This is a genomic window from Legionella londiniensis, assembly GCF_001467825.1.
In the GTDB taxonomy this organism is placed as follows: domain Bacteria; phylum Pseudomonadota; class Gammaproteobacteria; order Legionellales; family Legionellaceae; genus Legionella_A; species Legionella_A londiniensis.
In genome coordinates, this window is sequence record NZ_LNYK01000030.1 from 52,720 (window position 1) to 77,566 (window position 24,847).

The following is a 24,847-nucleotide window of genomic DNA, read 5'->3' on the forward strand; positions in this document are numbered from 1 at the left end:
AATCGTTATGAACTTGATAAAAATGAGTGATCTTGACCTGCAGGGTAAACGCGTCATGATTCGCGAAGATTTCAATGTTCCCATTAAAGATGGCATCATCACAAGCGATCAGCGGCTGCAGGCAGCCTTGCCAACCCTGAAGGAGGCGCTCGATAAAGGTGCCGCGGTCATTGTGCTTTCTCATTTGGGCCGCCCTGAAGAAGGAAAAGAAGACAATCGCTTTTCACTTTCGCCTGTGGCTGATTATTTACGAAACCATCTCGATTGCCCTGTGCATTTCTCCCGTGATTATCTGGACGGCGTGGCAATCAACCCTGGTGAGCTTGTGCTTTGTGAAAATGTCCGCTTTAACCGTGGCGAGAAAGAAAATGATGAAAAACTTGCAAAAAAGCTCGCTGCACTTTGCGACATTTTTGTCATGGATGCGTTCGGAACCGCGCACCGGGCACAGGCTTCTACTTACGGCGTCGCCCAATATGCGCCCATTGCTGCAGCAGGCCCCTTATTGATTCGCGAACTTGAAGCTCTGGAGCATGTTTTTAAAAATCCTGAAAAACCCATTGTCGCCATCGTAGGCGGCGCTAAAATTTCCACTAAATTAACCCTCTTAAAACAACTGGTCGGCATGGTGGATGTGCTGATCCCTGGCGGCGGAATTGCCAATACCTTTCTAAAGGCAAAAGGAGCGGAAGTAGGCGTATCCTTAATTGATGAAAATTGCCTGGAGGAGGCAGCCGAAATCCTCGCGCTTGCCGAAGAGAAAAACTGTCAAATTCCTCTGCCTTCTGATGCGGTTGTCGGTAAATCCTTTACGGATTCATGCCCTGCCTTTAACAAATCACTAGGCAATATTGCCAGTGACGACATGATTATGGATATCGGCCCTGAAACAATTTCCCGCTATACGGATATTCTGGAAGAAGCTAAAACCATTCTTTGGAATGGCCCTGTCGGCGTATTTGAATTTCCGCAGTTTGCTTATGGAACCCGTGCGTTGGCAATCGCCATTGCCAACAGCGATGCTTTTTCCATTGCCGGCGGAGGAGATACCTTGGCCGCCATCGATCAATATGATTTGACTGATCAGATTTCATATATTTCCACAGGAGGCGGGGCATTCCTTGAGTATCTGGAAGGCCGGAAGCTGCCTGCTGTGGCTATTTTAGAGGAACAGGCCAATGCTAATAAGGCGGACTAAGATTGTTGCAACCCTTGGGCCCTCCTGCAGTGAACCTGAATCGATACGGGCCTTACTGCAGGCAGGCGTCAATGTTTTGCGCATTAATTATTCCCATGCCAGTTCACTCGCCGGTAAAACCATTGCCAATGCCCGCCAACTCGCAAACGAGTTAAATCATCCTTTGGCGATTATGGCGGATTTACAAGGACCCAAAATTCGCATTGGCAAGTTTAAAAATAGCCCGGTTATCCTAAAAGAAGGGCAGACATTCACGCTTGACTGCAGTGATGACTCCCCGGGAGATGAAAGCGGCGTTTTTGTGGCTTATGAAAACCTTTGCAATGAGCTAAAAATTGATGATCATTTGCTTTTAAATGATGGCTTAATCGAGCTGCGCGTCAAGGCACTTTATCCCAATAAAATTGAGTGCCTGGTCATAGAAGGCGGCTTGCTGGGCAATCATCATGGGATCAACCGCAAAGGCGGCGGGCTTGCAGCGGGTGCTCTGACCGAGAAAGACATCAAAGATATGGCCGATGCGGTCAAGGCAGGAGTTGACTTTATCACCTTATCCTTTGTCAAGGATGCCAAAGATATCCGTCATGCCAGAAAACTGCTTGCTGATTTGGGTGCTGCCAATCTCCCTGTTATTGCAAAAATTGAACGTACAGAAGCGCTTCATCACCTCGATGATATTATTCGCGAAGCTGATGCAGTGATGGTGGCGCGCGGCGATCTGGGGGTTGAAATCGGCGCGGCTGAAGTGCCGGCCATTCAAAAGCGGATCATTGAAAAGACAAGGCGGCTGAATAAAGTAGTCATCACGGCAACGCAAATGATGGAATCCATGATCAACCATCCGCAACCGACCCGTGCCGAGGTATCCGATGTGGCCAATGCCATTTTGGACGGGACAGATGCCGTGATGCTTTCAGCAGAAACCGCCAGCGGCCATTATCCAGTCAAAGTGGTTGCCATGATGGATAAAATCTGCTTGAGCGCTGAAAAACATGCCGCTTTTTCTTACCATAAAGAACAGGAAATTTGTTCTTACCACCGCGCTGATCAGGCCATTGCCATGGCGACCATGCATGTGGCCAATCATTTTCCCATCAAGGCCATTATTGCCTTAACCGAATCCGGCGCAACTGCTGTCTGGATGTCGCGACTTTACAGCACAGTTCCGATTTATGCTATTTCGGATAATCAAAAAACAGTCCAGAGATTAAGTCTCGTGAACAATGTTTTTCCCTTTTATTTTGATTATCAAACTTTGGCAGAGGATAAAGTCAATCAAAAAACGCTTGAATTTGCAAAACGCAAGGGTTTAATTCATGAGGGTGAATTTGTACTGCTCACCAGAGGCCGGGTTATTGGCGAGCCGGGCGGTACAAATTCTCTTGAAATTGTACGCGCCTGAGGAATCTGTTTAAGATGCTACGGCATCCAGCACGGGTGTCACTTCATTTTCAATCGGCTTTAAGATTTCTTTTGCGCCTGGAACATTAAAAAAGCGGAAGCTGCCTGTTGTAAGCTTGCTGATTACAGGTGCAAAGCCAAGGGTGACAATGGAAGTTACCACACAGCCAATCGCGGCCAACAGCTCACGCCAGCCATAATAACCGTTGAGGGTTTTTTCAGCAGTCCTGAGCGCAGTGTTACATTGCCCATTAAAATCTTTTGCACTCATTTTATTGGAAAAGTAGTTTTCACCGCTTGTTTTCAAGCTCTGGTATAACACTTCTGCTTCCCGGCTTGCCGTGGCGTATTGCGCGTTTGTTTTTGCCAATCGGGCAAGATGTGCGGTCTCTAGCTTCACTTTCTCTAAAACTTCTTCAAATTCAAACTCGAGTTGGCGTTTTTTGAGCTTTTCTGCGCTAATGGCTGCAATATCGCCATATTTTTCATGAATGGATTGCAATACAGAAATACATGCCTCTCTTTTGGCCTCTAATTCCGTACAGTCACGCTGGCTCATGAACGGTTTAATACAAGCTTTTAACTCGTCATACTTTTTAAGCACCTGGGTAAGCATTTCAATTGCCGATTCAGCCTGCAAATACATTTGCCGCATCTCTTTCAGCGAATCTTTATCATCTGATTCAATATAAGGCAAAACCGAGTGCAGAAAATCAGTTATCGCTTCTCCTGCACAAAAAAGCGGATTAACATTAAGACGGAAGGCAAATTCATCCCGGTATATATCCTGGCCAAGCCGCTCGAGTTCTTCTTTAGACTGAATAGAGGCTACCCTCTCCTTTAACATTTTCTCATCTGTGACCAAATGCCCAGTCAGAAATGCCTGTTCGTTATTAATCACATTGATCAACTTCTTAAGGGCCAATATGATATTCTTATAATCTTGTTGCTTGTGAGAGTCCAGAGAACGAATCTCTTTAACCAGTTCCTGCACTGACACTTTTTGTACACTGTCAACTTGCTTTGCATGAAGATGCGACATCCCCAAGAATGGAGGCATTGCACCGGGCAGTGGCGCGAACATAAATTCGCTGCTAAGCAATAACCGCCTTCCTTTTGCCCAGACATGATCTTTATATAAAGAGGCAATATATTGCTGTTGTTCTATAAGCTTGCGATAGAAAAAGTCACGATCTTTCATGATACCTCACAAAAAAAGGCGCGCGGGGATTTTTAACATCCCGCTTGCGCAATCAACACAGGGTGATCATTCCATCGATTCTTTTTTCTTTGCCAATCCAAGTTTTTCTTTTAACCTTGCCACCGCATCAGGATCATACTGCTTGCTTGCCTTGCGTTTAACGATCACGGGCGCAGGTTTTCCGGAGGTTGAACCGGTATGCATGTGATAAGAGCCCACAGGCTCTTCCAGTAAAACAGCATCATCCTCATCATCAACCTGTTGCAACCTGGGCAGATCGCGCGGTTGTGGCGAAATGGGTTTATTTGGACTCATTTTCCGTGCATTTTTCGCGCTTTTCTCCACCCGCTTTTTGATTTTTAAGGCGGCGCGTTCGGCTTCTTCCTCGCTCACCGGCTCCACCGGATTACCTTCTAAATCAATGCGCATCTCCCGCGCCTTGAGCACAGTTAAATAATCGACCCGGCGGGTAAAAATCACCACAGCTTCCCGCAGCTTGCTTTTTGAGATACCCGCAGCGGCTGCTTCATCAGCATAGGCGAGGAGGTCATTCATGATGCCCAATTTTAAAGGTCTGATGCGGGTTGCGTTATCAAACGCCTGGGGAAATCTGGCCGCCAGCCAGCGCAGCGCCTCAAGGCGCGCTTGCTTCGCATGGTGTTTTTGTTTTTGATTGACGATGGCAGTTCGCGGATGCAGCGTCTGTTTTCTCATGCAGTAACCCTTAAGTGGAGATCCATATATGCTGGCAAGATAACGACAAAAAATGAGCGCATAATGTACAATATTTTATCCTCATTTTGCAAGTCATCACGTGGCATCCAGGATATTATCTAGTCAAAAAGTCTGCAAAGTATATAATTAGATTAGCTTGACTTAAAGTGCTCATATTTATGAAACGATTATTCATGCTGTTTCTTTGCTTTTTTTTCCCCTGGCTCGTTTTACTCATATATGACAATCCAGGCGGAGCGCTCATCGCCTTGATTATGCAGGGAACGATCATCGGTTGGATTCCGGCGGTATTTTGGGCAAGGCGCGTGGTCAAAAGCCAACGCAAAAAGAAATCTTGAGCATGGCCCGACATTCCACCCTTGTTCAGCAAAAAGGACGCAGGAAAATCTGCTCGATTTGCACAAGGCAATACTAAATTGGAGCGATTATGCAAAGCCGAATTCTGGTCAATGGAGCCTTTGGCAAAATGGGTTCTTTGGCCTCTGAAACACTGAACAACCATCCCAAATTTCATCTTGTCGCCAAATTGGGAAGGCAGGACGATTTAGCAGGCGCAATCGTTGCCCATAAAGCAGAGATTGTGCTTGACTTAACCACTGCCGAGTCCGTTTTTGAAAATGCCCTAACCATTATTAGCCAGAATGCCCATCCAGTCATTGGTACCAGCGGCTTAACTGGCAGTCAGATTGAGCATTTGCAGGCTTTATGCCAGGAAAAAGGTTTAGGCGGCATCATTGTGCCTAATTTTTCCATTGCGGCAGTTTTGATGATGCGTTTTGCAAGTATTGCTGCCCGCTATTTTCCAGAAGCGGAAATTATTGAGGCCCACCATCAACAAAAGCTTGATGCGCCTTCGGGCACGGCATTGAAAACAGCCGATTTGATTGCCGATGCAAGATATCGTGAAAAAAAACAATTGCGCCTGAAAGAGCTGTTGCCGGGAGCCAGAGGCGCAATTCATCGCGATGTTTCGGTTCACTCCATAAGATTGCCAGGTTTTCTTGCCCGTCAGGAAGTGATTTTTGGCCAGCCGGGAGAAACGCTGACCATCACTCATAACAGCATCGATCGGGCTTCTTTTATGCCGGGCGTGATTTTAGCCTGCCTTCGCGTCAAAGAGCTTGAGAGGCTTTATTATGGGCTTGAGCATTTGCTGGATGATTAAATGTGCCAGAACATGCTAAACTGATTTGCCCTGACTATAATAGGAAAAATTAAGGATGATAATAAAAAAAATTGGATATTTTACCGGCTATTCAAACTCCGGCATCCAGGAGGCATTGGAAAACGCGCTTGAAAAAGCGGGTGATCATTTGCATTTTGAAGTTGTCGAAACAAGTTGTTTTCAAGCCGGAGAAAATGATCGCGAGTATCAGGTGACTTTAAGCACTTATGCGGAATAAGCCGCATACCGCATAAACGAGCGCTGCCTATCCAGCACAACGTTTTCTACTGAACTGAATCGCTTAGAATGGATGCAATAAGACTTTATTAGAGATTAAATACTCTCCCTACCTGATAAAAAAGGAGTTTGAGCAGATGACTTACACGGTTCCTCATTATTTGAATGGTCAATTATTTATCAATTCTGATACAGAAAGCAAACCCGTTTACAATCCGGCTTATGGTGAAATAATCGGCGAGGTCTATTTTGCGGATAAAGCTATTTGCGATCAAGCCGTAAACAGCGCAAAAGAGGCTCTGGCTTCATGGTCTGACACGCCCCCGATTAAACGGGCGCGAATACTGTTTAAATTTCGGGAATTACTGGAAAAACATCAGCTTGAATTGGCTAAAATCGTCACGCGCGAACATGGCAAGACTCTGGACGATGCCAAAGGATCCGTTGCCCGCGCTATTGAAGTGGTCGAGTTTCACTGCGGCTTAATGACCCAGCTGCAGGGCACTTTTTCTCTGAACGTTTCAAATCAAATAGATTGTCATACCTTTCGCCAGCCCCTTGGTGTTTGTGCCGGCGTATCGCCGTTTAACTTTCCGGTGATGGTTCCCGTCTGGATGATGATACCTGCGATTGCTTGCGGCAATACTTTTATCTTGAAGCCTTCTGAACAAGACCCATCCGCCCCTGTCCGCCTTTTGGAGTTGCTGTCTGAGGCAGGGCTGCCTCCGGGCGTTGCCAATTGCGTGCAGGGGGATAAAAATACCGTTGATTATTTATTGCAAAATCCGGACATATCCGCTTTTACGGCAGTGGCCTCCACGCCCGTTGCTGAATACATTTATAAAACAGCAACCGCATTGGGCAAACGCTCTCATACTTTTGGCGGCGCGAAAAATCATTGTGTCGTTATGCCTGATGCCGATTTGGAGCAGGCAGCAAGCGCTGTGGTCGGTGCTGCGTATGGCTCCGCAGGGGAACGCTGTATGGCAATTTCTGTAGTAGTGGCCGTGGGTGAGGAAACAGCTGAAAGGCTGCTTGAAAAGATGAAGCCTTTAATCGGTGCCATTCAGGTTGACCCGGGTGAAGTGGAAGGCTGCGATATGGGGCCTTTAATCAGCCAAGCGCATCGTATGCGCGTTCTCAACGCGATTGATGGAGGCATTGAAGAAGGCGCCAAGCTCGTTATTGACGGCAGAGGATTTAAACATCCCAAATACCCGGAGGGATTTTTTGTGGGACCAAGTCTGTTTGATTGTGTCACAGAAAAAATGTCCATCTATCAAAAGGAAATTTTTGGCCCGGTACTGATGATGGTGCGCAGCCCAAGCTTTCAAGAAGCATTAAATCTTGTCAACCGCAACCAGTATGGCAACGGGACAGCTATTTTTACCCGCGATGGCTATAGTGCCCGGGAATATGCGCAAAGAGTGCAGGCAGGCATGGTAGGCATTAATATTCCAATTCCTGTCCCTGTTGCCAGCCATCCTTTCGGCGGTTGGAAACGTTCATCATTTGGCGATACCAATATGCATGGCACCGAGAGTATCCAGTTTTACACACGCCGTAAAACCATTACCAGCAAATGGCCTGCGAGTGAGTTTCAAACAAGCCAGTTTGTGATGCCAAGTCATTAGGTTGATATCATTCAGGAGGAATCATGGCCAAAATAGGATTTGTGGGCTTAGGCCACATGGGATTGCCGATGGCAAAAAATTTGCTCAAGGCAGGGCATGCCGTTACAGGCTTTGATCTGAAGGAATCAGCCCTGAAAGCCTTCACTGAAGCAGGAGGCATCCGTGCTGGAAGTATTCAAGAAAGCGGGCGGGGACAGGATATTTTAATGACCATGCTGCAAACCGGAGAGCAGGTTTTGGAAGTCTGTACAGGAATGGACGGCTTCTTTTCCGACGCAACTCCCGGCTCTTTATATATTGATTGCTCATCCATTGCAGTCTCTCATGCGAGGGCTGTTCATGAGCAGGCAGAGTTCCATCAACTTCTGGCAGTTGATGCACCGGTTTCCGGAGGGGTCGCAGGCGCTGAAGCGGCAACACTGACTTTTATGGTGGGCGGCAGGGAAGAAAGTTTCAATAAGGCTCGCCCCATTCTCGCCCAGATGGGCAAAAAAATCATCCACACCGGCAAAGCCGGAAGCGGACAGGCCGCGAAGATTTGCAATAATATGATTCTTGGCATCTCCATGATTGCCATTTCCGAAGCTTTTGTGCTCGCCAAGCGCTTAGGTCTTTCTGAAAAAAAATTATTTGAAGTGGTTACCAATTCTTCCGGCAACTGCTGGGCTATGGAGCATTATGTGCCAGTTGCAGGAATATTGGAGAATGTGCCCGCCAGCCATGGCTATCAGCCAGGCTTTAGCTCAGCCATGATGCTTAAAGATTTGCGCTTAAGCCAGGATGAGGCAGATTTCGTAGAAATTGAGACGCCAATGGGGGCAAAAGCCAAGGAAATTTATCAGGAATTTAATGAACAGGGTAATGCTGACTTGGATTTTTCAGCCATTATTCAATACATCGGGCGGGAAAAATAAAATTTGTGTATTTTGTTGACAACACTTTTAAGGTATTAAAAAATGGATTGACTATTAACCAATAAATGGAGGTAGTGCCATGAAAAGATCGATGCCTATTGATATTCCAGGCAGGCGCCGCAAAGAAGAACAATTAGACGAAGAGGATATTTTTGGCAATCACAGCTCAAAATCAAATAAAGAAGACTCAAGTCCCCCTCCCTTTTATCATCACAATCCCATTAAAGCGGAAGAACTTGAAAGACGGTATAAGACTCGACAATTCATGTTGGGTATGAATAAAGAATCCTCAAAAGACGCGGAACAATCTGAGCAGGCACAGTCGCTTAAATCCTCAATGTAAAAGTTAAACCCAAAATATTTTTTGCCTGAATTTCCTGCAGCAACCGCTGCAGGCGTTTATCGCTCACTTTCTGTCTTCAAATCAAGCCAGTGATTCAAAACATCAATCAAAGGCTCAACACCCAGTTTTTTTAAGGCAGAAAAACTTTGCGCGGTGATCAAGTCGTTATATTGCTCATAATGCTTTTGTACTTGCAATACCGTGTTTTTCACTTGTCCCTTGCTTAACTTGTCTGCCTTGGTTAAAAGAATATGTACCGGAAGATGGCGTGCGATAGCCCAATCTGCCATCATTTGATCCAGTTCTTTTAAGGGATGGCGAATGTCCATTAATAAAATTAACCCGCGAAGGCACTGGCGGGTTTCCAAATATCGAGCCAGTGTTTCCTGCCATCGCTGTTTTATTTCAAGGTTTACTTTCGCATAGCCATATCCTGGCAAGTCAATCAGGCGGCGGGTAGTATCCTTCACAGAAAATATATTGATGAGCTGGGTCCGGCCCGGAGTTTTACTGGTACGGGCCAGTTGTTTGATGCCCGTTAAGCAATTCAATGCGCTTGATTTTCCAGCATTCGAGCGGCCGGCAAAAGCAACCTCGTACCCTGTGTCTTCAGGTAACTGGTTTATTTTTGCAACACTTTTTAAAAATTGGGTTTGCGCGTATGGATTTGCAATCATTATGGAAATTCACTTTATGGGCAATTCAATCATGAGGATTTGCAGACAGTATTGGACAAAGTGTACCATTAAACGATGCATAATCCGTGAGGCCGTCATGAAAAGCTTGTTGTTTGTGTTTTTACTATTAAGCGCATTTTTAACACACGCTGTTGGCAATTATCAAGCTGGAGAAGAAAAATCCCAGGTCTGCGCCGCATGCCACGGTACCAAAGGCATTAGCACTAATCCGCAATGGCCAAGCCTTGCCGGCCAGCATGCCGCCTATCTTGCAAAGCAATTGCGAGACTTCAAGGCAGACGGCCAACGTCCTTCAGCAGTCATGACCCCCATCGCAAACCCTTTGACTGAGCAGGATATAGAGGATTTAGCAATTTTTTATTCACAACAACCCCTGCCTCAGGAAGCAACCCCAAGACAATATCTCGCCCGCGGTGAGCAGTTGTATCGAGGCGGTGATTTTGCAAAACACATCACAGCCTGCATTGCCTGCCATGGCCCAAACGGTATGGGTAATGCCCAAGCGATGTTTCCTGTCCTGTCAGGGCAAATGCCGCAATACACCGTTAAAGAATTACAGGCATTCAAGGAGAATATACGCCGCAATGATCTGCATTCCATCATGAGGGACATCAGTCAGCGAATGGATAAGGAAGACATGGAGGCTGTTGCCTATTATGTTGCTGGACTGCATTGAAAAAATAGCTTGGGCGATTATAATTCGCCATTTACCAGGAAATAAGCCCAATGTTTAAATATCTTGTTTCACTTTTTTTCTTATTGGTATTCAGTTCCAATGTCTTGGCTGAGGAATTTATCGCAGGCCAGGATTATATCATCCTTAAAACATCAGTTGAAAAAACCGCGACAAATCAAGGTTCCATTGCAGTCACCGAGTTTTTTAGCTATGGCTGTCCCTGGTGTTACCGCCTTGAGCCATCGCTTAACCGCTGGGTAACGCGGCAAGGCAATAAAATTACTTTCAAAAAAATACCTCTTGTTTTTAATCAAGACTGGGCATTTTATGCCAAAGCTTATTATACAGCCGAGGCGCTGGGGCGGGTGCCGGAATTTTCAGAGCAACTGTTCAAGGCAATTTTACAAGATAAGCGCCAGTTAAACAGCAATGAAGCCATGATTGAATTTTTCAGTCAGCGAGGAGTCGATAAATCCTTTGCAGAAAGCGCATTTTTACATTCTCCAAGTGTCGATATGGCACTGGAAGAAGCTAAGTCACTGATGGCGGAATATCAAATTCATGCAGTCCCCGCTTTTATCGTGAACCGGCAATATAAAACTGACTTGCAATTGGCAAAATCAGAAGAACGGCTCTTTGCCATTATCGATTTTTTGATTCAGAAAGCGCAGCAAGGCAAATAATATCGTTTTGTTCACTCCATCAGGACAGCGGATGTTTTGATCTGCTTTCTGATGGAAAATTCAGGCAGAACCCGAAGAATCAGAAATTCCTGGATTCTCAAGGCTTAGGAAGCCCGAATTGAAATCGTAGGCAAATAATTCCGCATATCTTCCCCAGTCTATCATGGTACGCAATACCCTGTCGGCTTCTTTTTCGCTTAAATAATCTTCAAGTTTGCTCAAAAATCGTTCCTCAGAAACGCGGTGCCCGTGTTTTTCATCCAGTATTTTGCAGATATAGCTGGCAAGCGGGACATTGTCCAGCAAGCTTTTGGCGAACAGCCTTTTTCGTTCCTGTAAATCAGCATCGGAAAATTGCTTACCTAATTCACTGATTTGAATATCGCCGTCTAAAACCTTTGCAAAACCAAGTACTTCCAATGTTTCAAGGATTGGGAACAGGTCATCAACATTCATCATTAATTCATCGGCAAGTTCGGGTAAGTCTATCTGATCCTTAAAAGACTTCATGGTCTCAATCAGCCCTGACAATTCGGAGGGTTCAACATCAGGCAACCGATAACCAAGGCCGATCTGGCGCTCACGATACGGCTGCCTTGCCTTTCCTTTGGGGCCTGTGGTCATTAATGTATAAATTCTATCAACCAGTACGCGGAACTCCTTGCTTTCCGCATTGCGAGGCTGCGCAAGAGCAACCGGCAACTCGGCCCTGATATAGCCTGGATCGCTGCCAAGAATAATGATCCTGTCTGCAAGCATGGCTGCTTCTTCAATATTATGCGTTACAAGCAAAATACCGTTGGTATTAGTTTTCTTCTCCTGCCAAAGCTCGAGAAGGTCAGACTTTAGGTTTTCTGCGGTGAGCACATCCAATGCCGAAAAAGGCTCATCCATCAGCAAAACATCTGGATTAATCACAAGAGCCCGCGCAAAACCGACGCGCTGGCGCATGCCGCCGGATAATTCTTTGGGGAAAGCAGATTCAAAACCGTCAAGCCCTATGATGTCGATGGCTTCGATCGCGCGGCGCCGGCGTTCTTCTCTGGGAATACCCTGGGCCTCAAGTCCTAACTCTACATTTTCAAGAACAGTAAGCCAGGGCATCAGGGCAAAGGATTGAAATACCATGGCAATCCCGGGCACTGGCCGATTTACAGGCTTTCCGCGATAAGTCACCACGCCGCTGGTTGGCATGATTAGCCCCGCAATAATGCGAAGCAGGGTCGATTTGCCAGAACCCGATTTGCCAAGCAGCGCCACGATTTCACCTTCTTGCAGCGTAAAATCAATATCTTTAAGCACAAGCAAATCTTTGGTGGCGGCTTTTTTAAATGCTTTGCACAAATTTTTAATGCTGATAATCGTTTCCGGCATAGCAATCTCAATTTACGTTGAACCGCTCCTGAGCCAGTCTGTAAAGCGGCCGCCAGAGCACATGGTTAAATAATAGAACATACAGGCACATCATGGCGGTACCCAGCGCAATTTTGTGAAAATCACCACTTAAGGTGCTTGCCTGAATATACTCACCAAGCCCTGTGGCTTTGAGAGTGGTATTTCCCCAACTCACCCTCTCTGCCACAATGCTGGCGTTCCAGGCTCCGCCTGCCGCAGTGATGGCCCCTGTAATATAGAAAGGGAATATGGCAGGCAATGCCAGGCGGCGCCACCATTGCCAACCTTTGACGCCAAAATTATCGGCCGCAAGACTTAAATCGCGCGGAATCAAAGAAGCGCCAGCGATGACATTAAACAGGATGTACCACTGCGTTCCTAAAATCATCAGTGGCGCCACCCAGATTTCTACATTCAGATTGAATCGCAGTATGGCTATTACAAACAAAGGATAAAATAAATTGGCGGGAAAAGCCGCCACAAACTGAATCACAGGCTGTAAGCGCTGAGCCAAGCGCGGCCTGAGGCCGACCCAGACGCCAACGGGTATCCAGATAAAGGAACTTAAGATAATTAAGACAAGAACCCTTGTGCCTGTTGCCGCGCCAAGAAAAAAAACATGCACAATCTCTTTGACAGGAACTTTAGTTAATATATAACGCAGCAATAAATAACCGCTGATGATAATGATCAAACCCACCAATCCGTTCCACAACCAATCCATTTGCTTTTGTCTTTTAAAATTGATGTCCTTGCGGGTTTTAGGCGCACAGCCGCTTAAGCCCGGCAAATTGACAAAATAATCCTTAATGATTTGGAGCCCGCTGCCCGCCCGCTTCATCAAACGGCTGCTTCGCAACCAGTCAATCAACCAGGACTCATATTCTTCTTCATCAGGCGACTGCTCCGTTTTAAATTTTTCAGACCAGGCAATCAGCGGTCGAAATAAAATCTGATCATAAAGAAAAATAACCACAACCATGGTTAAGATGGCATAACCAAGGGCTTTTAGATCGCTTTGCTCGATCGCCAGGGCAATATAAGAGCCGACACCGGGTAAGCGGATATCCTGATGCGCCACTACTATCGCCTCTGACAGCACCACAAAAAACCAGCTCGCAGACATAGACATCATCATGTTCCACAAAAGCCCGGGCATGGAATAAGGCACTTCAATTTTCCAAAAGCGCTGCCATGCCGACAATTGAAACATATCAGCCGCCTCATGCAAGTCATGTGGAACCATTTTTAAGGACTGGTAAAAACCGAAGGTTATGTTCCATACCTGGGATGTGAAAATCACAAAAATTGAAGCACATTCCGGCCCAAGCATGCTCCCTGGAAAAAGATGAATAAATCCCGTCACTGTGATGGCCAAAAAGCTTAATACCGGGACAGACTGTAAAATATCAATGGCAGGAATAATCACTTGTTCCGCCCTTCGGTTTTTTGCCGCAAGCGTGCCCACGATAAAGGTAAACAAAAGAGAAAAAATGAGCGCAATAAACATCCTAAGCACGGTTCGCGACGCATAAAACGGCAGTACGCCCGGCTCAAGTGAAATGGGCAGAGGTTCTCCAATTGAATAGGGAGTTGCCATTTGTTTGCCTGTCCAGGCAAGGAAAAAAAGAACTGCAAAAACGAGAATCAGCAACAGCAGATCCCAGCGGTTAACATACCGGCTGACAGTTTCACGATTGGCAAAATAAAAACGGTTATTATTCACAAGCACCCCCAACAACACTCAAAAGCTGCCAAGCAAGACTTATGGATTCATGCCTTAAGTTCGGCTGTTCCAATTCAATGGTTTTTTCCAATGTTTGACCCTCAGTCAACGGCGATTTTGCTTCATCGCATGAGGGAGGCACGCCAGGTGAACGTGCATATGCAGCCGTATGCGAACAATATCAACATGCCTGTCTCCGGTTTTGAGTAAGCAAAAAACCCGCAGCGGACATGTTACTAGCAGGGAGAATTTAATGCGCTTGTCTGCTGACGCTCGTTTGGCGGACAAAAAGTCATTGTTCGGCGCAATTTTACATCATATTTGCAAGCGATTAAATTTAGAATTATAACTGCAAGTATGTTTATTGCTGTTACTTCGCAGCTGGGGAGCCATTATGGCGTTTAAACGCACTGTCCTGTTTTGTCTTTTATGTCTCGTTTTTTTTACAGTAAAGGCTGATAATGCAGCCCTATCCGTATGGGCGAATGAAGCAATAGTTGCCACGTACACTTTCGGCCATAAAAATTTTATTGAGCGCCAGAAAGAAATAGCCAAATATTTTACACCGCAAGGATGGACAGCATACAGCAAAGCCTTTCTCGAATCAAAACTTCCTGAGGCCGTGCAAAAGAACCAGTATCAAGTCGCCTCTGTAGCCTTGATGCCGCCTGAGGTAGAAGAAATTGACTCTCGACGCTGGAGGGCAACGATGCCGTTACTCGTCGTTTATAAAAACCCCCAATATCAACAAAAACAGACTCTTGAAATCGTTATTGACTTTACAACTGTACCTGCAGGGCAAGGCGTAAGGGGGCTTGCCATTACAAGCCTTCGTTCTAAAGTGATTAAACCGCCTTGCCGCTGCGCGGAACTGAAGGAGGAAAAAAACAGCCAATCGCCATGAGTTCGCCTGTCAGCTGAAAATTTTCAGGCCAAGAAAAAACAGATGGATACTTATAAATACGGCAAGAAGAATTAGAATTAAATTTATTTTGCGCGGAATAGTCACGTCCAGAGCTGCCTGCTCAGGTTTTTCAGGGTTATAGTACACCCTGATTGATTCATTTTTTTTATAAGCCTCCGCTACCTGGTATGCTACATGCCGGGCATATTCACTGTTTGGATCATTATGCGAGGTATCCGGGAATAAATGTTCGCCGATAAATTCACGCTCATTCACTTCATATACATACTCTATCTTTGGCCATAGCCGGTGACCCTGGGTTGTCCATTCGCAATGAGTGATTTGTCCTTGAGTGATAGCCCATGAACGGGTTTGCAGCAATTCCTTGCGTATGCGCCAAAAATATCCGAGCATAAACAACAAAAAAAATAACCAGATTAAATCCAGCAAACCTTGCAAAGTAAATAATTGAGTTTTCATAGGAGGCACACTCTAAGCTAACATGGAAGCCACTTTTCCAAATCCCGGGTTGCCGGCTTTTAAAGAAATTTTGCCGTCCCTTATTTGATCCTAGAGCAATGCGCCAGGTTATGCAAAATAACATTGATGACTATTGATAACCCGGTATAATCAGGTATGCATTCAGATAAACCAAGGAATTGCAATGCTTGCAAAAACGCCCTTGCATGGGGAGCATCTTGCCCTCAATGCCCGTATGGTTCATTTTCATGGCTGGGACATGCCGTTGCATTACGGCTCGCAAATCAGCGAGCATCACGCCGTCCGCCAGGATGCCGGCATGTTCGATGTGTCGCACATGACCATCATCGATGTACTGGGCGCAGGCGGGCGCCAATTTCTTCGCAAATTGCTGACCAATGATGTTGATCAACTCAAACACACCGGGCGCGCCTTATATAGCTGCATGTGCAATGAGCATGGAGGCATCATAGATGATTTAATCGCTTATCAGCGGGCTCCTGACAATTACCGCCTGGTTCTGAATTCTGCAACCCACGATCATGATTTAACCTGGATCCGGGAAAAAATACGCGGATTTTCCGCAGGCCTTCAAGAAAGAACGGATCTTGCCATGGTGGCGGTACAGGGTCCAAATGCAATTGCAAAAACGCTCAATATTCTGTCCCCTGCCAAATGCGATGCCATCTCAACCCTTACCCCTTTTGAATGTGTGGAAATTGACGGCTGGTTTTTTGCCCGAACCGGCTATACAGGAGAGGATGGGTTGGAAATTATTGTGCCTTCGGAAGAAATTATTCCGCTTTGGCGCGAGTTGCTTGCAGCCGGCATAGCGCCTTGTGGACTGGCGGCAAGAGATACGCTTCGCGTTGAAGCGGGCTTATTGTTGTATGGCCAGGATATGGATGAAACCACAACCCCTTTGGAATGCGGTCTGGGCTGGACAGTTAAATGGGAGCCTGAAGAACGGGATTTTATTGGCATGGGCGCATTGCTTTCTCAAAAGCAGCATGGAGTTAGCCGAAAACTGGTCGGGCTCACCTTAATGGCTAAGGGAATTATGCGGCCTGGGCAAAAAATATTCGCCGCAAATGGACGTGAAGGAGTAATTACCAGCGGTATTTACTCTCCAACCCTTAAACAATCCATCGCTCTGGCGCGTGTTCCAAGCGATGCTCTGGGCGAAGTCATGGTTGAAATCCGCGAAAAGCGTTTACCGGCAAAAATTGGCCGGCCAAGGTTTGTCAAGCATGGAAAAGCCATTTAAATTCGTAATCAGGTTTGTAGGAGAATTTTATGCAAGATATACCAAGCGATTTGAAATATACCAGCACTCACGAGTGGCTAAGGGAAGATGACAATGAAATGACTATGGGAATTACAGAGCATGCACAAAAACTGCTAGGGGATCTTGTCTATGTGGAGTTACCCCCGATTGGGCATCAGGTAAACGCAGGCGATGAAATAGGGGTTGTAGAATCAGTGAAGGCAGCATCTGATTTTTATGCGCCAGTCAGCGGCACGGTCGTGGCTGTCAATGAAAAAGTCAGTGAAGACCCGGCGCTTGTCAACAAAGCGCCCTATGCAGAAGGATGGCTTGTAAAAATAAAACCAACGGATTCAACAGAATTTGACCAGTTGCTCAACTCTGAGGAATATGAAGCTGAGCTGGCCAGGGAGCAGTAAATATGTCTTTTATTCCCCATACTGAAGAAGATACGGCTTTAATGCTCGCAAGCATTGGCGAATCAAACACAGCAGCCTTGTTTGATGAAATTCCAAAATCCTTGCAAGATTGCAAACTTGAGCATATTCCTTCCGGCCTGAGTGAAATGGAAATGCTTAAAATGGCTGAAAAACTGGCCGGGGGAAATCAAAACGGAGTGTGTTTTATCGGCGCTGGCAGCTATGAACACTATATCCCCGCTGCAGTATGGGAGATAGCCTCACGCGGCGAATTTTTAACCGCTTATACGCCCTATCAGGCGGAAGCAAGCCAGGGCACCTTGCAGACGCTTTATGAATTTCAAACCATGATAGCAGAGCTTACAGGGATGGAGGTGGCCAACGCATCCTTGTATGATGGAGCTACAGCCCTTGCGGAAGCTGCCTTGATGGCCGTGCGCATTCAAGGCCGCAATCAAGCAAAGCCCATTCTGGTTGCGGGAACGCTGCATCCTTATTACCGCGAAACTCTGGAAACCATTGTCCGCAATCAACATATTGAATTAATTTCTCTCCCTTTTGATCCTGAAGCAGGGATCATTCTCCCCGAAGCGCTTCAAGCCTATGAGGACAAGGAAATCTGCGCTCTTATTATCGCGCAACCCAATTTTTTCGGCTGCCTTGAACAAGTGGATTGTTTAACTGACTGGGCAAAGGAAAAAAATGCGCTTGCCATCGCCTGCGTCAATCCCATAGCACTTGGCCTGTTGAAGCCTCCGGGTCTTTGGGGGAAAACTGGCGCCGATATTGTGTGCGGGGAAGGCCAGCCGCTGGGATGTCCCATTGCTTCGGGCGGACCTTACTTTGGCTTTTTCAGCACGCGCATGAAATATGTGAGGCAAATGCCCGGCAGGCTGGCAGGCAGGACCCTCGATCAAGAGGGAAAAACAGGGTATACCCTGACATTGCAGGCCCGGGAACAGCATATACGCCGTGGCAAGGCGACTTCCAATATTTGCACCAATCAGGGCTTGCTGGTTACTGCAGCTACTATCCATATGAGCTTGCTTGGGCCTGAAGGTTTACAGCGGACAGCAGCACTTTGCCATCACAATACGCATGAACTGGTCGAGCAATTGACCGCTATTGAAGGAGTAAGACAGACGTTTCATGCCCCATTTTTCCATGAAGCCTTGCTGTCTCTGGAGCAACCAATCGAACCGGTATTGCAGGCCTTACGGGAGGCTGGCATCGCAGGGGGTTATGATGTTTCATCCCATTATCCGCAATTTCAAAACAGTTTGCTGGTTTGCGCCACAGAAATGCGCACACCAGAAGACATTGCCCGTTATGCCAGGACATTAAGGCAAATAGTAAATCAGTAATGAGAAGTGAATCATGTTTATTGTATTAGTATCCTATAAAGCACCCATCAGTGAAGTTGACAAGTATTTACAGGCTCATCGTGAATTTCTTGATTATTACTACAAACAAGGCTTGCTTTTGGCTTCAGGCCCCAGGGTTCCACGGACAGGCGGTGTCATTATTGCGCTCACCAAAGATCGCGAATATCTGGAGGCCATCCTGCAGAAAGATCCTTATCATCTTGCGGAGATAAGCGATTATGAGCTCATTGAATTCACCCCGGTAAAACATCGTGATGAAATCAAAGACATCATCCAAAAGGCGGAGGGTAAACTATGTTGATTTTTGATCAATCCAAAGCGGGGCGGGCCGCAAAGGCCCAGATGCCTGCAATGGTTTCCGGCAAGCACGCTGTCCCTGAGCAGTATCGGCGTACATCCCCTCCACGCTGGCCTTCCTGTTCAGAACTGCAGGTTGTACGACATTATACGCGCTTGTCCCAGCAAAATTTTGCCATTGACACTAATTTTTACCCCCTCGGTTCCTGCACCATGAAATATAATCCTCGCGGCGTTCATAAAGCAGCCCAGTTGCCGGGTTTTAACAACCGCCATCCTTTGGCTCCGGAAACTGTGAGCCAGGGATATTTGCATATTCTTTTTCAGTTACAGGGATATCTTGCTGAAATTACAGGCATGTCTGCCGTATCCTTAACACCCATGGCAGGCTCCCAGGGAGAATTTGCCGGAGTGGCCATGATTAAGGCCTACCACCAGTCACGCGGTGATACCTTGCGTGATGAAATCATCATTCCCGCTGCTGCTCATGGTACCAACCCGGCTTCAGCCGCGATGTGCGGCTTTAAGGTGATTGAAGTTGCAACTGCTGCGGATGGCGATATTGATCTTGAGGAGCTGAAGAAAAAAACAGGACCCAAAACTGCCGGCATTATGTTGACCAACCCATCTACCCTCGGTTTGTTTATGCGCCAGATTAAAGACATCGCCGCCATTATTCATCAAGCCGGCGGTTTGTTATACTACGACGGCGCCAATCTCAATGCCATACTGGGCAAAGTAAGGCCGGGAGATATGGGGTTTGACGTCATCCATCTAAACCTGCATAAAACCTTTGCGACGCCTCACGGCGGCGGCGGTCCGGGGGCGGGGCCAGTCGCTGTGAATAAACGGCTTAAGCCTTTTCTGCCGCTGCCAGTCGTTATGCGTGATGACAATCAATACCGCTGGGCTACAAAAAATGATTTTCCGCAAAGCATCGGCAGGCTCTCCTGCTTTATGGGCAATGCGGGTATTTTGCTTCGTGCCTATTTTTATATCTGTCTTTTAGGCAAAGAGGGCTTGGTGCGCGTTGCAGAACATGCGGCTTTGAACGCCAATTATTTGCTCGCAGAGCTCAAAAAAGCAGGGTTCACGCCGGCTTACCCAAATCGCCGGGCAAGTCATGAATTTATTCTCACCATCGCGCCAGAAAAAAAGCGCTTTGGGGTTACCGCCATGGATATTGCCAAACGCTTGCTCGATTATGGCTTTCATGCGCCAACCACTTACTTTCCACTTTCTGTTCCTGAATGCCTTCTTATAGAACCGACTGAAACTGAAACGAAAGAAGAGTTGGACGGATTTGTCAGCGCAATGAAAGCCATCCATCACGAGGCAGAAACGGATGCAGATTTGTTAAAGCAAGCGCCTCATACCTTACCTGTCAAACGGTTGGATGAGGTCAAGGCAGCAAGGCTGCTTGACTTAAATTATTTTGCAACTCAGGCAGCTCTTGAGTAAAATTGAAGCAAATAAATTCTTGCTCTAATCTGGTTCTATTCATATTGATTTCATTCAATCGAGGAGTTTTTAAAACATGTCGTCTAAAATAATAACCGCTGCCATCCTGGCATTCGGCATCGCTCTGGGTGGTTTTTTTATTGCACACGGTTTCACTGCGGCAAGGGAATATAACCGCTATGTCCAAGTGAAAGGGTTGGCCGAAAAAATAGTCAAAGCAGACGAGGCCATTTGGTCGCTCAATATTAAATTAGTGAATAATGAGCTCCCTGCTCTTTATAAGTCTATTGATGAAGCACAAGCCAAAACAAGAAGTTTTTTAAAGAAGCATGGCTTTAAAGAAGATGAAATCAGCTTGAACCCCGTGTCTGTCACTGATAATCAAAGCATGTCTTATAATCAAAATCAGGATATGCCACGCTACAGCGCGGATACGGGATTAACCGTCAATACTGCCCATGTGGACCAGGTGGCGGCAAGCTTGCAGAAAACAGGAGATCTGGTTCAGGAAGGCATTGTCGTCACTGCCTCAACTGTGGTTTACCGCTACAACAACTTAAATTCTATTAAACCCGAGATGCTCGATGAAGCCACACAAAATGCATACGAAGCAGCGCAAAGCTTTGCCAAAAATGCCAAGGCATCATTGGGGTATATCCGGCGTGCAATGCAGGGTCTATTCACTATCACTGACGCCAATTCCAATTATGACAGTGGAAATGACATTATGAAAAAGGTGCGTGTCGTAACCACCGTCGAATACCAGCTGAAATAATTTGATAGGATGGCTTCTCATCAAGTTTCCGCGCTTTGTGCCCTGATCATTCAGGGCGCAGATCTAAATACCCTAAAGAACTTAACTACTTAAAAAAAATAATTTTTTTAGATAAAAATACTTTTCTGCCAGTTAAAAATAAGTTATAAACAAACTAACTTCCAAGCCCTAAATAGCAAGGTAGCGGCAACGTCATGCTTTTGCTCAGTTATGAATCGCAGGCGATTCAATGGATTGAATAACCGTTTTTTTGGGTGTTTAATATTTTTTTCAAGGAGCGAAAAAATGAACAGCAAAGTATTTTCACAACGGTTTAATCGAGAACTTGCCCTATTAGGCTTCCCTGAAGATGTCAATGAAAAAACCAAAGCAGTCGCTAAAGTATTTGGCGTGACCCGCCATCTTGCAAATTCCATGATTTTTGGCCATGTCTTACCCTCGCCAGATCAAATCGATAAGATTGCGGAAATTCTTGAAGTATGCCCTCATTGGTTGAGCGGCAGCAGTGATAGAAAAAAGGCTTATCCTGGCAAGGAATCAGTAGAAAGCCTATAGCTTAATTGAAAAACAAGTTATAATTCTATCCAGCCCTTATCTTTGTGGGCTGGATATCAATCATGAACACGCTTGCATCTTGGCAAGAGAAATTCAGTAAATGACATATTTGCTTTGCAATCATGCAAAACCTTCGTTACGCTCTGGATTTTCAGGATCAAATGATAGTCTTTATCCAATTACCCTTTTATCCCTTGAGGTGATGTTTAAATATGGAATGCCTGAGTTACTGTATTGCAAACAGCATAGACTTAACCCGTTTGGATAGTCACTATAAGTCAGAACTGCCCGAGTACAATTCAAGCCGATCCCGCGATATTTTAAAATTAAATCATGAAAAAACAAATCATACCGTGTTTGTATTTAAAAATGGAACCGTGGTTTCCTGGGGGGTTAAACGCCACCAAATCAACGTTTATTTGAATACAGTGATTTTATTTGCCAATAAGCCAATCGTTTTTCCCGTGCATGATGAGTTCAGTTACCAGCTTGGAGATAAAACGTCTATTGAACCACATGATTATTTTGATGTTGATTGCCTAACCATCGAGGAAGATACCGACGAATTGAAATTAAGCCTGTCTTATGGGTTTTCACAGTCTGTTAAATTACAGTATTTTGAAACCATCCTGGAAGCCCTGATTGAAAAATATACTCCTTTGATTCACAGTTTATCGATGCAGGGAAAAATGGAAATCAGCCGGAAACAAATCCGTCAAGTCATCGGAGAGATTTTGGGCGCCAAAAGCGAGATGAATTTGATCAGCAATTTTCTTTATCATCCCAAGTATTTCTGGCAGCACCCGACCCTTGAAGAACATTACACTATGCTTGAACGCTATTTGCACATTCAAAGGCGGGTCAACGCGATTAATCACCGTTTGGACACGCTCAATGAAATTTTTGACATGTTTAACGGCTATCTTGAAAACAGGCATGCCCATAGCCTCGAGATCATCATCATTGTGCTGATTGCTATTGAGATTGTCTTTGGCGTGGTGAATTTTCATTTTTAAGTGAAATGATGAGGCTCTTGCAAAACAAATTGGCGGGGATTTCTATCAAAACAGAGCTTCTCGCAGGGATCACGACATTTTTGACCATGGCATATATTGCCTTTGTCAACCCTGCTATCCTGCAAGACGCAGGGATGGAAAAAGGGGCGGTTTTTACCGCTACCTGCCTTGTGACAGCTTTTGGCTGTATTTTAACCGGGCTTTATGCCAATACCCCGATAGGGGTCGCGCCTGGCATGGCGCTGAATATTTATTTTAGCTATAGCGTGGTGCTGGGGTTAGGGTTTGACTGGCAGCATGCGCTGGCTATGGTTTTTGTTTCCGGCATATTGTTTTTTATCATAAGCATAACTCCCTTACGGCGATTGCTGCTTGAGGCAATACCTCAAAACCTCCAGATTGCCATCCTTATCGGCATTAGCTTGCTGATTGCCCTAATTGCCTTACAAACCAATCAAATCATTGTGCGGGGCGAACATACCTTAATGAAGCTTGGCACGATAACAAGCCCTCAAGCCTTGTTGTTTCTGGCAGGTTTTATTCTGATTCTGGCGCTTGACTATTATCTGATTTCAGGGGCAATCATTATTGGAATTTTAGCCATCAGTATCATCAGTCTTTTTACCGGCTTGTCTTCATGGCATGGCATGGTTGGGCTCCCGCCTTCCCTGAAGCCTACTTTTCTGCAGATGGATTTTAGCGGTATGGGCACTATGGCCGCTTTAAAGGCAACGTTCACATTTTTTCTGATAGCTGTGTTTGATGCCACAGGCACATTAATTGGGTTACTCAATCGGTCTCTTTTTCGACAGCACGCAAATTACAGTCAGCGCTTGCGTAAAAGTCTGACGGCAGATGCCCTGGCTTCCGCCACGGCAGGGTTATTAGGCTCTGCAAGCACTTCACCTTATATCGAATCTGCGGCGGGCATTGAAGCTGGCGGCAGAACGGGAATAACCGCGCTTGTTATTGGAGCAGGTTTTCTCCTAATGCTGTTTTTCTTTCCCCTCGCCCAGGCGATTCCGAATTTTGCGGTGGGGCCTGCGCTGCTTTATGTGGCCTGCTGCATGATGCGCCATTTGGGAGAATTGCAGGTTCGGGACATTACAGAAACCGCGCCTTGCGTGGTCATTATGATGATGATTCCCTTTACAGGTTCGATTGCGGACGGCATCGGCAGCGGGATCATTCTTTACACCATACTTAAATGCGCCACACGCCAAGGCGCAAATCCGCTGCTCTTTATTTTAAGCTTGTTGTTTATGGTGTTTTTTATCATTAGCTAGACTTAAAATTTAACTATAATCAGATAAGCCGATGAAGTAATTTTTCAATGCAATTTATATTGATGAAAAGCTCATGCTAACTTTTGTAGAACGTCTTAATCGAACCCAGATCAGGCAGCTGGAAAGACTCTTAAGCCAGTGTAAAAAAAAAGATGGAAATACCATTCCCGTTTATCAGCAGATAATCACAAAACCCCGTGAATTGGCCTGTAATGCCTTGTATTATCAAGATCGGGAACTGGTGGGTTTTTTAGCGGTTTTCTTTTTCTATGAAAATGCCTGCGAAATTTCTCTAATGGTTGCCCCTCATTGCCGCGGGAGAGGAATCGGCAGGGAACTGCTTGCCAGCATCTTATTTCTCTTGGATAACAGCGCTATTGATTCTCTTGTTTTTTCCGCGCCTCATCAGGTGGCTAACCCTTTTTTAGAGCGCTGCCATGCGGAATACCTGCATTCGGAATTTGCAATGGAGCGCAAAAATACTAAGCTTGAAACCCTCCCAGATAATCCACTTCGCATCCGTACAGCAACCGAGCGGGATATTCCTTTTATGTGTGCCCTGGATAAAGTCTGTTTTAATGGCGGCGATGCAGATATGGCGAACCAACTGGAGCTCATTTTACGTGATAAAAACCGCACCGTCTTCATAGCGCTCCTGAATGATCGCCCTGTTGCCAAGGCACATGTTTATTGGGATCAAAGTGTTGCGCGATTTTCTGATATTGCCGTTCTTCCCGAAGCACAGGGTAAGGGATATGGGCGCGCTCTTATTGCTTATTGCATCAATCACGCTTTAAAACAACAAAAAAGAGTGCTACATCTTGATGTTGAGGCACAAAATCAAAATGCCTTGCGGCTTTATGCGAGCCTTGGGTTTAAAGTAGTCAATGCCTATGATTTTTGGCGGGTATCTCTCGATATATTGCAGAAACGCTCTTGACAGTTTTTCCATACCCACTTTAGTATTGCAGGGCAAAGCTAAGGAGTTAAGCTATC

27 protein-coding genes are annotated in these 24,847 nt (G+C 45.8%); 21 read left to right on the forward strand and 6 right to left on the reverse strand.

Features of this window, described 5'->3' with window-relative positions; all coding sequences use genetic code 11:
- Positions 1–7 precede the first annotated feature (7 nt).
- Positions 8–1,198 carry a phosphoglycerate kinase gene (locus Llon_RS09155; protein WP_058529762.1) on the forward strand — a complete coding sequence of 397 codons (1,191 nt, stop codon included), beginning with the start codon at positions 8–10 and terminating at the stop codon, positions 1,196–1,198.
- Complete coding sequence (pyk, locus tag Llon_RS09160) at positions 1,179–2,600, forward strand: pyruvate kinase (RefSeq protein ID WP_058529763.1); 1,422 nt, start codon at positions 1,179–1,181, stop codon at positions 2,598–2,600. The genes Llon_RS09155 and pyk overlap by 20 nt, the downstream gene beginning before the upstream one ends.
- A gap of 9 nt (positions 2,601–2,609) precedes the next feature.
- On the opposite strand, the gene Llon_RS09165 is transcribed toward pyk, so the two are convergent.
- Both Llon_RS09165 and Llon_RS09170 read right to left on the reverse strand, forming a co-directional pair.
- On the reverse strand, positions 2,610–3,800 hold the full coding sequence (locus tag Llon_RS09165; protein ID WP_058529764.1) for a hypothetical protein: 1,191 nt from the start codon (positions 3,798–3,800) through the stop codon (positions 2,610–2,612).
- 66 nt (positions 3,801–3,866) lie between these two features.
- Positions 3,867–4,514: a ProQ/FinO family protein gene (locus Llon_RS09170; RefSeq protein WP_058529765.1), complete on the reverse strand. Its 648-nt coding sequence runs from the start codon at positions 4,512–4,514 to the stop codon at positions 3,867–3,869.
- A gap of 179 nt (positions 4,515–4,693) precedes the next feature.
- Between Llon_RS09170 and Llon_RS09175 the strand changes: the two genes are divergently transcribed.
- The 6 genes from Llon_RS09175 to Llon_RS09200 all read left to right on the forward strand — a co-directional run bounded on the left by Llon_RS09175 (position 4,694) and on the right by Llon_RS09200 (position 8,828).
- The gene (locus tag Llon_RS09175) at positions 4,694–4,873 is read left to right on the forward strand and encodes a hypothetical protein (RefSeq protein WP_058529766.1); all 180 of its coding nucleotides are present in this window, start codon (positions 4,694–4,696) and stop codon (positions 4,871–4,873) included.
- A gap of 89 nt (positions 4,874–4,962) precedes the next feature.
- Positions 4,963–5,700, forward strand: a complete 738-nt coding sequence (gene dapB / locus Llon_RS09180) for a 4-hydroxy-tetrahydrodipicolinate reductase (protein ID WP_058529767.1) — start codon at positions 4,963–4,965, stop codon at positions 5,698–5,700.
- 55 nt (positions 5,701–5,755) lie between these two features.
- Positions 5,756–5,938, forward strand: a complete 183-nt coding sequence (locus tag Llon_RS09185; RefSeq protein ID WP_058529768.1) for a dodecin domain-containing protein — start codon at positions 5,756–5,758, stop codon at positions 5,936–5,938.
- Positions 5,939–6,074: 136 nt separating this feature from the next.
- Positions 6,075–7,571 (forward strand): CoA-acylating methylmalonate-semialdehyde dehydrogenase, encoded by a 1,497-nt coding sequence (locus Llon_RS09190; RefSeq protein ID WP_058529769.1) that lies wholly within the window; start codon positions 6,075–6,077, stop codon positions 7,569–7,571.
- Positions 7,572–7,594: 23 nt separating this feature from the next.
- Positions 7,595–8,485, forward strand: coding sequence for a 3-hydroxyisobutyrate dehydrogenase (gene mmsB, locus Llon_RS09195; RefSeq protein WP_058529770.1), 891 nt, complete (start codon positions 7,595–7,597; stop codon positions 8,483–8,485).
- Positions 8,486–8,564: 79 nt separating this feature from the next.
- Entirely contained in the window at positions 8,565–8,828 is a 264-nt protein-coding gene (locus tag Llon_RS09200; protein ID WP_058529771.1) for a hypothetical protein, read from the forward strand.
- A gap of 56 nt (positions 8,829–8,884) precedes the next feature.
- Here the strand turns inward: Llon_RS09200 and yihA are convergent, their stop codons facing one another.
- Positions 8,885–9,505, reverse strand: a complete 621-nt coding sequence (yihA, locus tag Llon_RS09205) for a ribosome biogenesis GTP-binding protein YihA/YsxC (RefSeq protein WP_058529772.1) — start codon at positions 9,503–9,505, stop codon at positions 8,885–8,887.
- Between the two features lie 97 nt (positions 9,506–9,602).
- Between yihA and Llon_RS09210 the strand changes: the two genes are divergently transcribed.
- Complete coding sequence (locus Llon_RS09210) at positions 9,603–10,202, forward strand: c-type cytochrome (RefSeq protein ID WP_058529802.1); 600 nt, start codon at positions 9,603–9,605, stop codon at positions 10,200–10,202.
- 50 nt (positions 10,203–10,252) lie between these two features.
- Positions 10,253–10,885: a thiol:disulfide interchange protein DsbA/DsbL gene (locus Llon_RS09215; RefSeq protein ID WP_058529773.1), complete on the forward strand. Its 633-nt coding sequence runs from the start codon at positions 10,253–10,255 to the stop codon at positions 10,883–10,885.
- A gap of 60 nt (positions 10,886–10,945) precedes the next feature.
- Here Llon_RS09215 and Llon_RS09220 read toward each other — a convergent pair whose 3' ends face one another.
- Together Llon_RS09220 and Llon_RS09225 are read right to left on the reverse strand one after the other, a co-directional pair.
- Positions 10,946–12,259, reverse strand: a complete 1,314-nt coding sequence (locus Llon_RS09220; RefSeq protein WP_058529774.1) for an ABC transporter ATP-binding protein — start codon at positions 12,257–12,259, stop codon at positions 10,946–10,948.
- A 7-nt stretch (positions 12,260–12,266) separates the two neighbouring features.
- Positions 12,267–14,006: an ABC transporter permease gene (locus Llon_RS09225; protein WP_058529803.1), complete on the reverse strand. Its 1,740-nt coding sequence runs from the start codon at positions 14,004–14,006 to the stop codon at positions 12,267–12,269.
- Between the two features lie 394 nt (positions 14,007–14,400).
- Here Llon_RS09225 and Llon_RS09230 point away from each other — a divergent pair, with 394 nt between their 5' ends.
- Complete coding sequence (locus Llon_RS09230; RefSeq protein WP_083503313.1) at positions 14,401–14,910, forward strand: DotI/IcmL family type IV secretion protein; 510 nt, start codon at positions 14,401–14,403, stop codon at positions 14,908–14,910.
- A 9-nt stretch (positions 14,911–14,919) separates the two neighbouring features.
- Here the strand turns inward: Llon_RS09230 and Llon_RS09235 are convergent, their stop codons facing one another.
- A complete protein-coding gene (locus tag Llon_RS09235) occupies positions 14,920–15,390 on the reverse strand; it encodes a DUF3592 domain-containing protein (RefSeq protein ID WP_058529775.1) in 471 nt (156 codons plus the stop codon).
- A gap of 184 nt (positions 15,391–15,574) precedes the next feature.
- Between Llon_RS09235 and gcvT the strand changes: the two genes are divergently transcribed.
- The 10 genes from gcvT (at position 15,575) to Llon_RS09285 (ending at position 24,791) form a co-directional block, all read left to right on the forward strand.
- Entirely contained in the window at positions 15,575–16,657 is a 1,083-nt protein-coding gene (gene gcvT, locus Llon_RS09240; protein ID WP_058529776.1) for a glycine cleavage system aminomethyltransferase GcvT, read from the forward strand.
- Between the two features lie 29 nt (positions 16,658–16,686).
- Positions 16,687–17,076 carry a glycine cleavage system protein GcvH gene (gene gcvH / locus Llon_RS09245; RefSeq protein WP_058529777.1) on the forward strand — a complete coding sequence of 130 codons (390 nt, stop codon included), beginning with the start codon at positions 16,687–16,689 and terminating at the stop codon, positions 17,074–17,076.
- Positions 17,077–17,078: 2 nt separating this feature from the next.
- Positions 17,079–18,440 (forward strand): aminomethyl-transferring glycine dehydrogenase subunit GcvPA, encoded by a 1,362-nt coding sequence (gcvPA, locus tag Llon_RS09250; RefSeq protein ID WP_058529778.1) that lies wholly within the window; start codon positions 17,079–17,081, stop codon positions 18,438–18,440.
- 13 nt (positions 18,441–18,453) lie between these two features.
- Positions 18,454–18,762 (forward strand): YciI family protein, encoded by a 309-nt coding sequence (locus Llon_RS09255; RefSeq protein ID WP_058529779.1) that lies wholly within the window; start codon positions 18,454–18,456, stop codon positions 18,760–18,762.
- Positions 18,756–20,219: an aminomethyl-transferring glycine dehydrogenase subunit GcvPB gene (gcvPB, locus tag Llon_RS09260; protein ID WP_058529780.1), complete on the forward strand. Its 1,464-nt coding sequence runs from the start codon at positions 18,756–18,758 to the stop codon at positions 20,217–20,219. The genes Llon_RS09255 and gcvPB overlap by 7 nt, the downstream gene beginning before the upstream one ends.
- 76 nt (positions 20,220–20,295) lie before the next feature.
- A complete protein-coding gene (locus tag Llon_RS09265; RefSeq protein ID WP_058529781.1) occupies positions 20,296–20,994 on the forward strand; it encodes an SIMPL domain-containing protein in 699 nt (232 codons plus the stop codon).
- Positions 20,995–21,279: 285 nt separating this feature from the next.
- Positions 21,280–21,549 (forward strand): hypothetical protein, encoded by a 270-nt coding sequence (locus Llon_RS09270; RefSeq protein ID WP_058529782.1) that lies wholly within the window; start codon positions 21,280–21,282, stop codon positions 21,547–21,549.
- A gap of 212 nt (positions 21,550–21,761) precedes the next feature.
- Positions 21,762–22,565 (forward strand): RMD1 family protein, encoded by an 804-nt coding sequence (locus tag Llon_RS09275; protein ID WP_058529783.1) that lies wholly within the window; start codon positions 21,762–21,764, stop codon positions 22,563–22,565.
- Between the two features lie 5 nt (positions 22,566–22,570).
- Positions 22,571–23,851 carry an NCS2 family permease gene (locus Llon_RS09280; protein WP_058529784.1) on the forward strand — a complete coding sequence of 427 codons (1,281 nt, stop codon included), beginning with the start codon at positions 22,571–22,573 and terminating at the stop codon, positions 23,849–23,851.
- Between the two features lie 73 nt (positions 23,852–23,924).
- Complete coding sequence (locus Llon_RS09285) at positions 23,925–24,791, forward strand: GNAT family N-acetyltransferase (RefSeq protein ID WP_058529785.1); 867 nt, start codon at positions 23,925–23,927, stop codon at positions 24,789–24,791.
- Positions 24,792–24,847: the final 56 nt, after the last annotated feature.

Bases quoted from the DNA above. Each gene is read 5' to 3' on its own strand.
- Llon_RS09235 (WP_058529775.1), bottom strand. From the start codon at position 15,390: ATGAAAACTCAATTATTTACTTTGCAAGGTTTGCTGGATTTAATCTGG.
- Llon_RS09230 (WP_083503313.1), top strand. From the start codon at position 14,401: ATGGCGTTTAAACGCACTGTCCTGTTTTGTCTTTTATGTCTCGTTTTT.
- gcvH (WP_058529777.1), top strand. From the start codon at position 16,687: ATGCAAGATATACCAAGCGATTTGAAATATACCAGCACTCACGAGTGG.
- Llon_RS09255 (WP_058529779.1), top strand. From the start codon at position 18,454: ATGTTTATTGTATTAGTATCCTATAAAGCACCCATCAGTGAAGTTGAC.
- Llon_RS09200 (WP_058529771.1), top strand. From the start codon at position 8,565: ATGAAAAGATCGATGCCTATTGATATTCCAGGCAGGCGCCGCAAAGAA.
- Llon_RS09190 (WP_058529769.1), top strand. From the start codon at position 6,075: ATGACTTACACGGTTCCTCATTATTTGAATGGTCAATTATTTATCAAT.
- Llon_RS09210 (WP_058529802.1), top strand. From the start codon at position 9,603: ATGAAAAGCTTGTTGTTTGTGTTTTTACTATTAAGCGCATTTTTAACA.
- Llon_RS09215 (WP_058529773.1), top strand. From the start codon at position 10,253: ATGTTTAAATATCTTGTTTCACTTTTTTTCTTATTGGTATTCAGTTCC.
- Llon_RS09270 (WP_058529782.1), top strand. From the start codon at position 21,280: ATGAACAGCAAAGTATTTTCACAACGGTTTAATCGAGAACTTGCCCTA.
- Llon_RS09220 (WP_058529774.1), bottom strand. From the start codon at position 12,259: ATGCCGGAAACGATTATCAGCATTAAAAATTTGTGCAAAGCATTTAAA.
- dapB (WP_058529767.1), top strand. From the start codon at position 4,963: ATGCAAAGCCGAATTCTGGTCAATGGAGCCTTTGGCAAAATGGGTTCT.
- Llon_RS09185 (WP_058529768.1), top strand. From the start codon at position 5,756: ATGATAATAAAAAAAATTGGATATTTTACCGGCTATTCAAACTCCGGC.
- mmsB (WP_058529770.1), top strand. From the start codon at position 7,595: ATGGCCAAAATAGGATTTGTGGGCTTAGGCCACATGGGATTGCCGATG.
- Llon_RS09275 (WP_058529783.1), top strand. From the start codon at position 21,762: ATGGAATGCCTGAGTTACTGTATTGCAAACAGCATAGACTTAACCCGT.
- gcvPB (WP_058529780.1), top strand. From the start codon at position 18,756: ATGTTGATTTTTGATCAATCCAAAGCGGGGCGGGCCGCAAAGGCCCAG.
- Llon_RS09285 (WP_058529785.1), top strand. From the start codon at position 23,925: ATGCTAACTTTTGTAGAACGTCTTAATCGAACCCAGATCAGGCAGCTG.
- Llon_RS09280 (WP_058529784.1), top strand. From the start codon at position 22,571: ATGATGAGGCTCTTGCAAAACAAATTGGCGGGGATTTCTATCAAAACA.
- Llon_RS09175 (WP_058529766.1), top strand. From the start codon at position 4,694: ATGAAACGATTATTCATGCTGTTTCTTTGCTTTTTTTTCCCCTGGCTC.
- Llon_RS09165 (WP_058529764.1), bottom strand. From the start codon at position 3,800: ATGAAAGATCGTGACTTTTTCTATCGCAAGCTTATAGAACAACAGCAA.
- pyk (WP_058529763.1), top strand. From the start codon at position 1,179: ATGCTAATAAGGCGGACTAAGATTGTTGCAACCCTTGGGCCCTCCTGC.
- gcvPA (WP_058529778.1), top strand. From the start codon at position 17,079: ATGTCTTTTATTCCCCATACTGAAGAAGATACGGCTTTAATGCTCGCA.
- Llon_RS09170 (WP_058529765.1), bottom strand. From the start codon at position 4,514: ATGAGAAAACAGACGCTGCATCCGCGAACTGCCATCGTCAATCAAAAA.
- yihA (WP_058529772.1), bottom strand. From the start codon at position 9,505: ATGATTGCAAATCCATACGCGCAAACCCAATTTTTAAAAAGTGTTGCA.
- Llon_RS09265 (WP_058529781.1), top strand. From the start codon at position 20,296: ATGTCGTCTAAAATAATAACCGCTGCCATCCTGGCATTCGGCATCGCT.
- Llon_RS09155 (WP_058529762.1), top strand. From the start codon at position 8: ATGAACTTGATAAAAATGAGTGATCTTGACCTGCAGGGTAAACGCGTC.
- gcvT (WP_058529776.1), top strand. From the start codon at position 15,575: ATGCTTGCAAAAACGCCCTTGCATGGGGAGCATCTTGCCCTCAATGCC.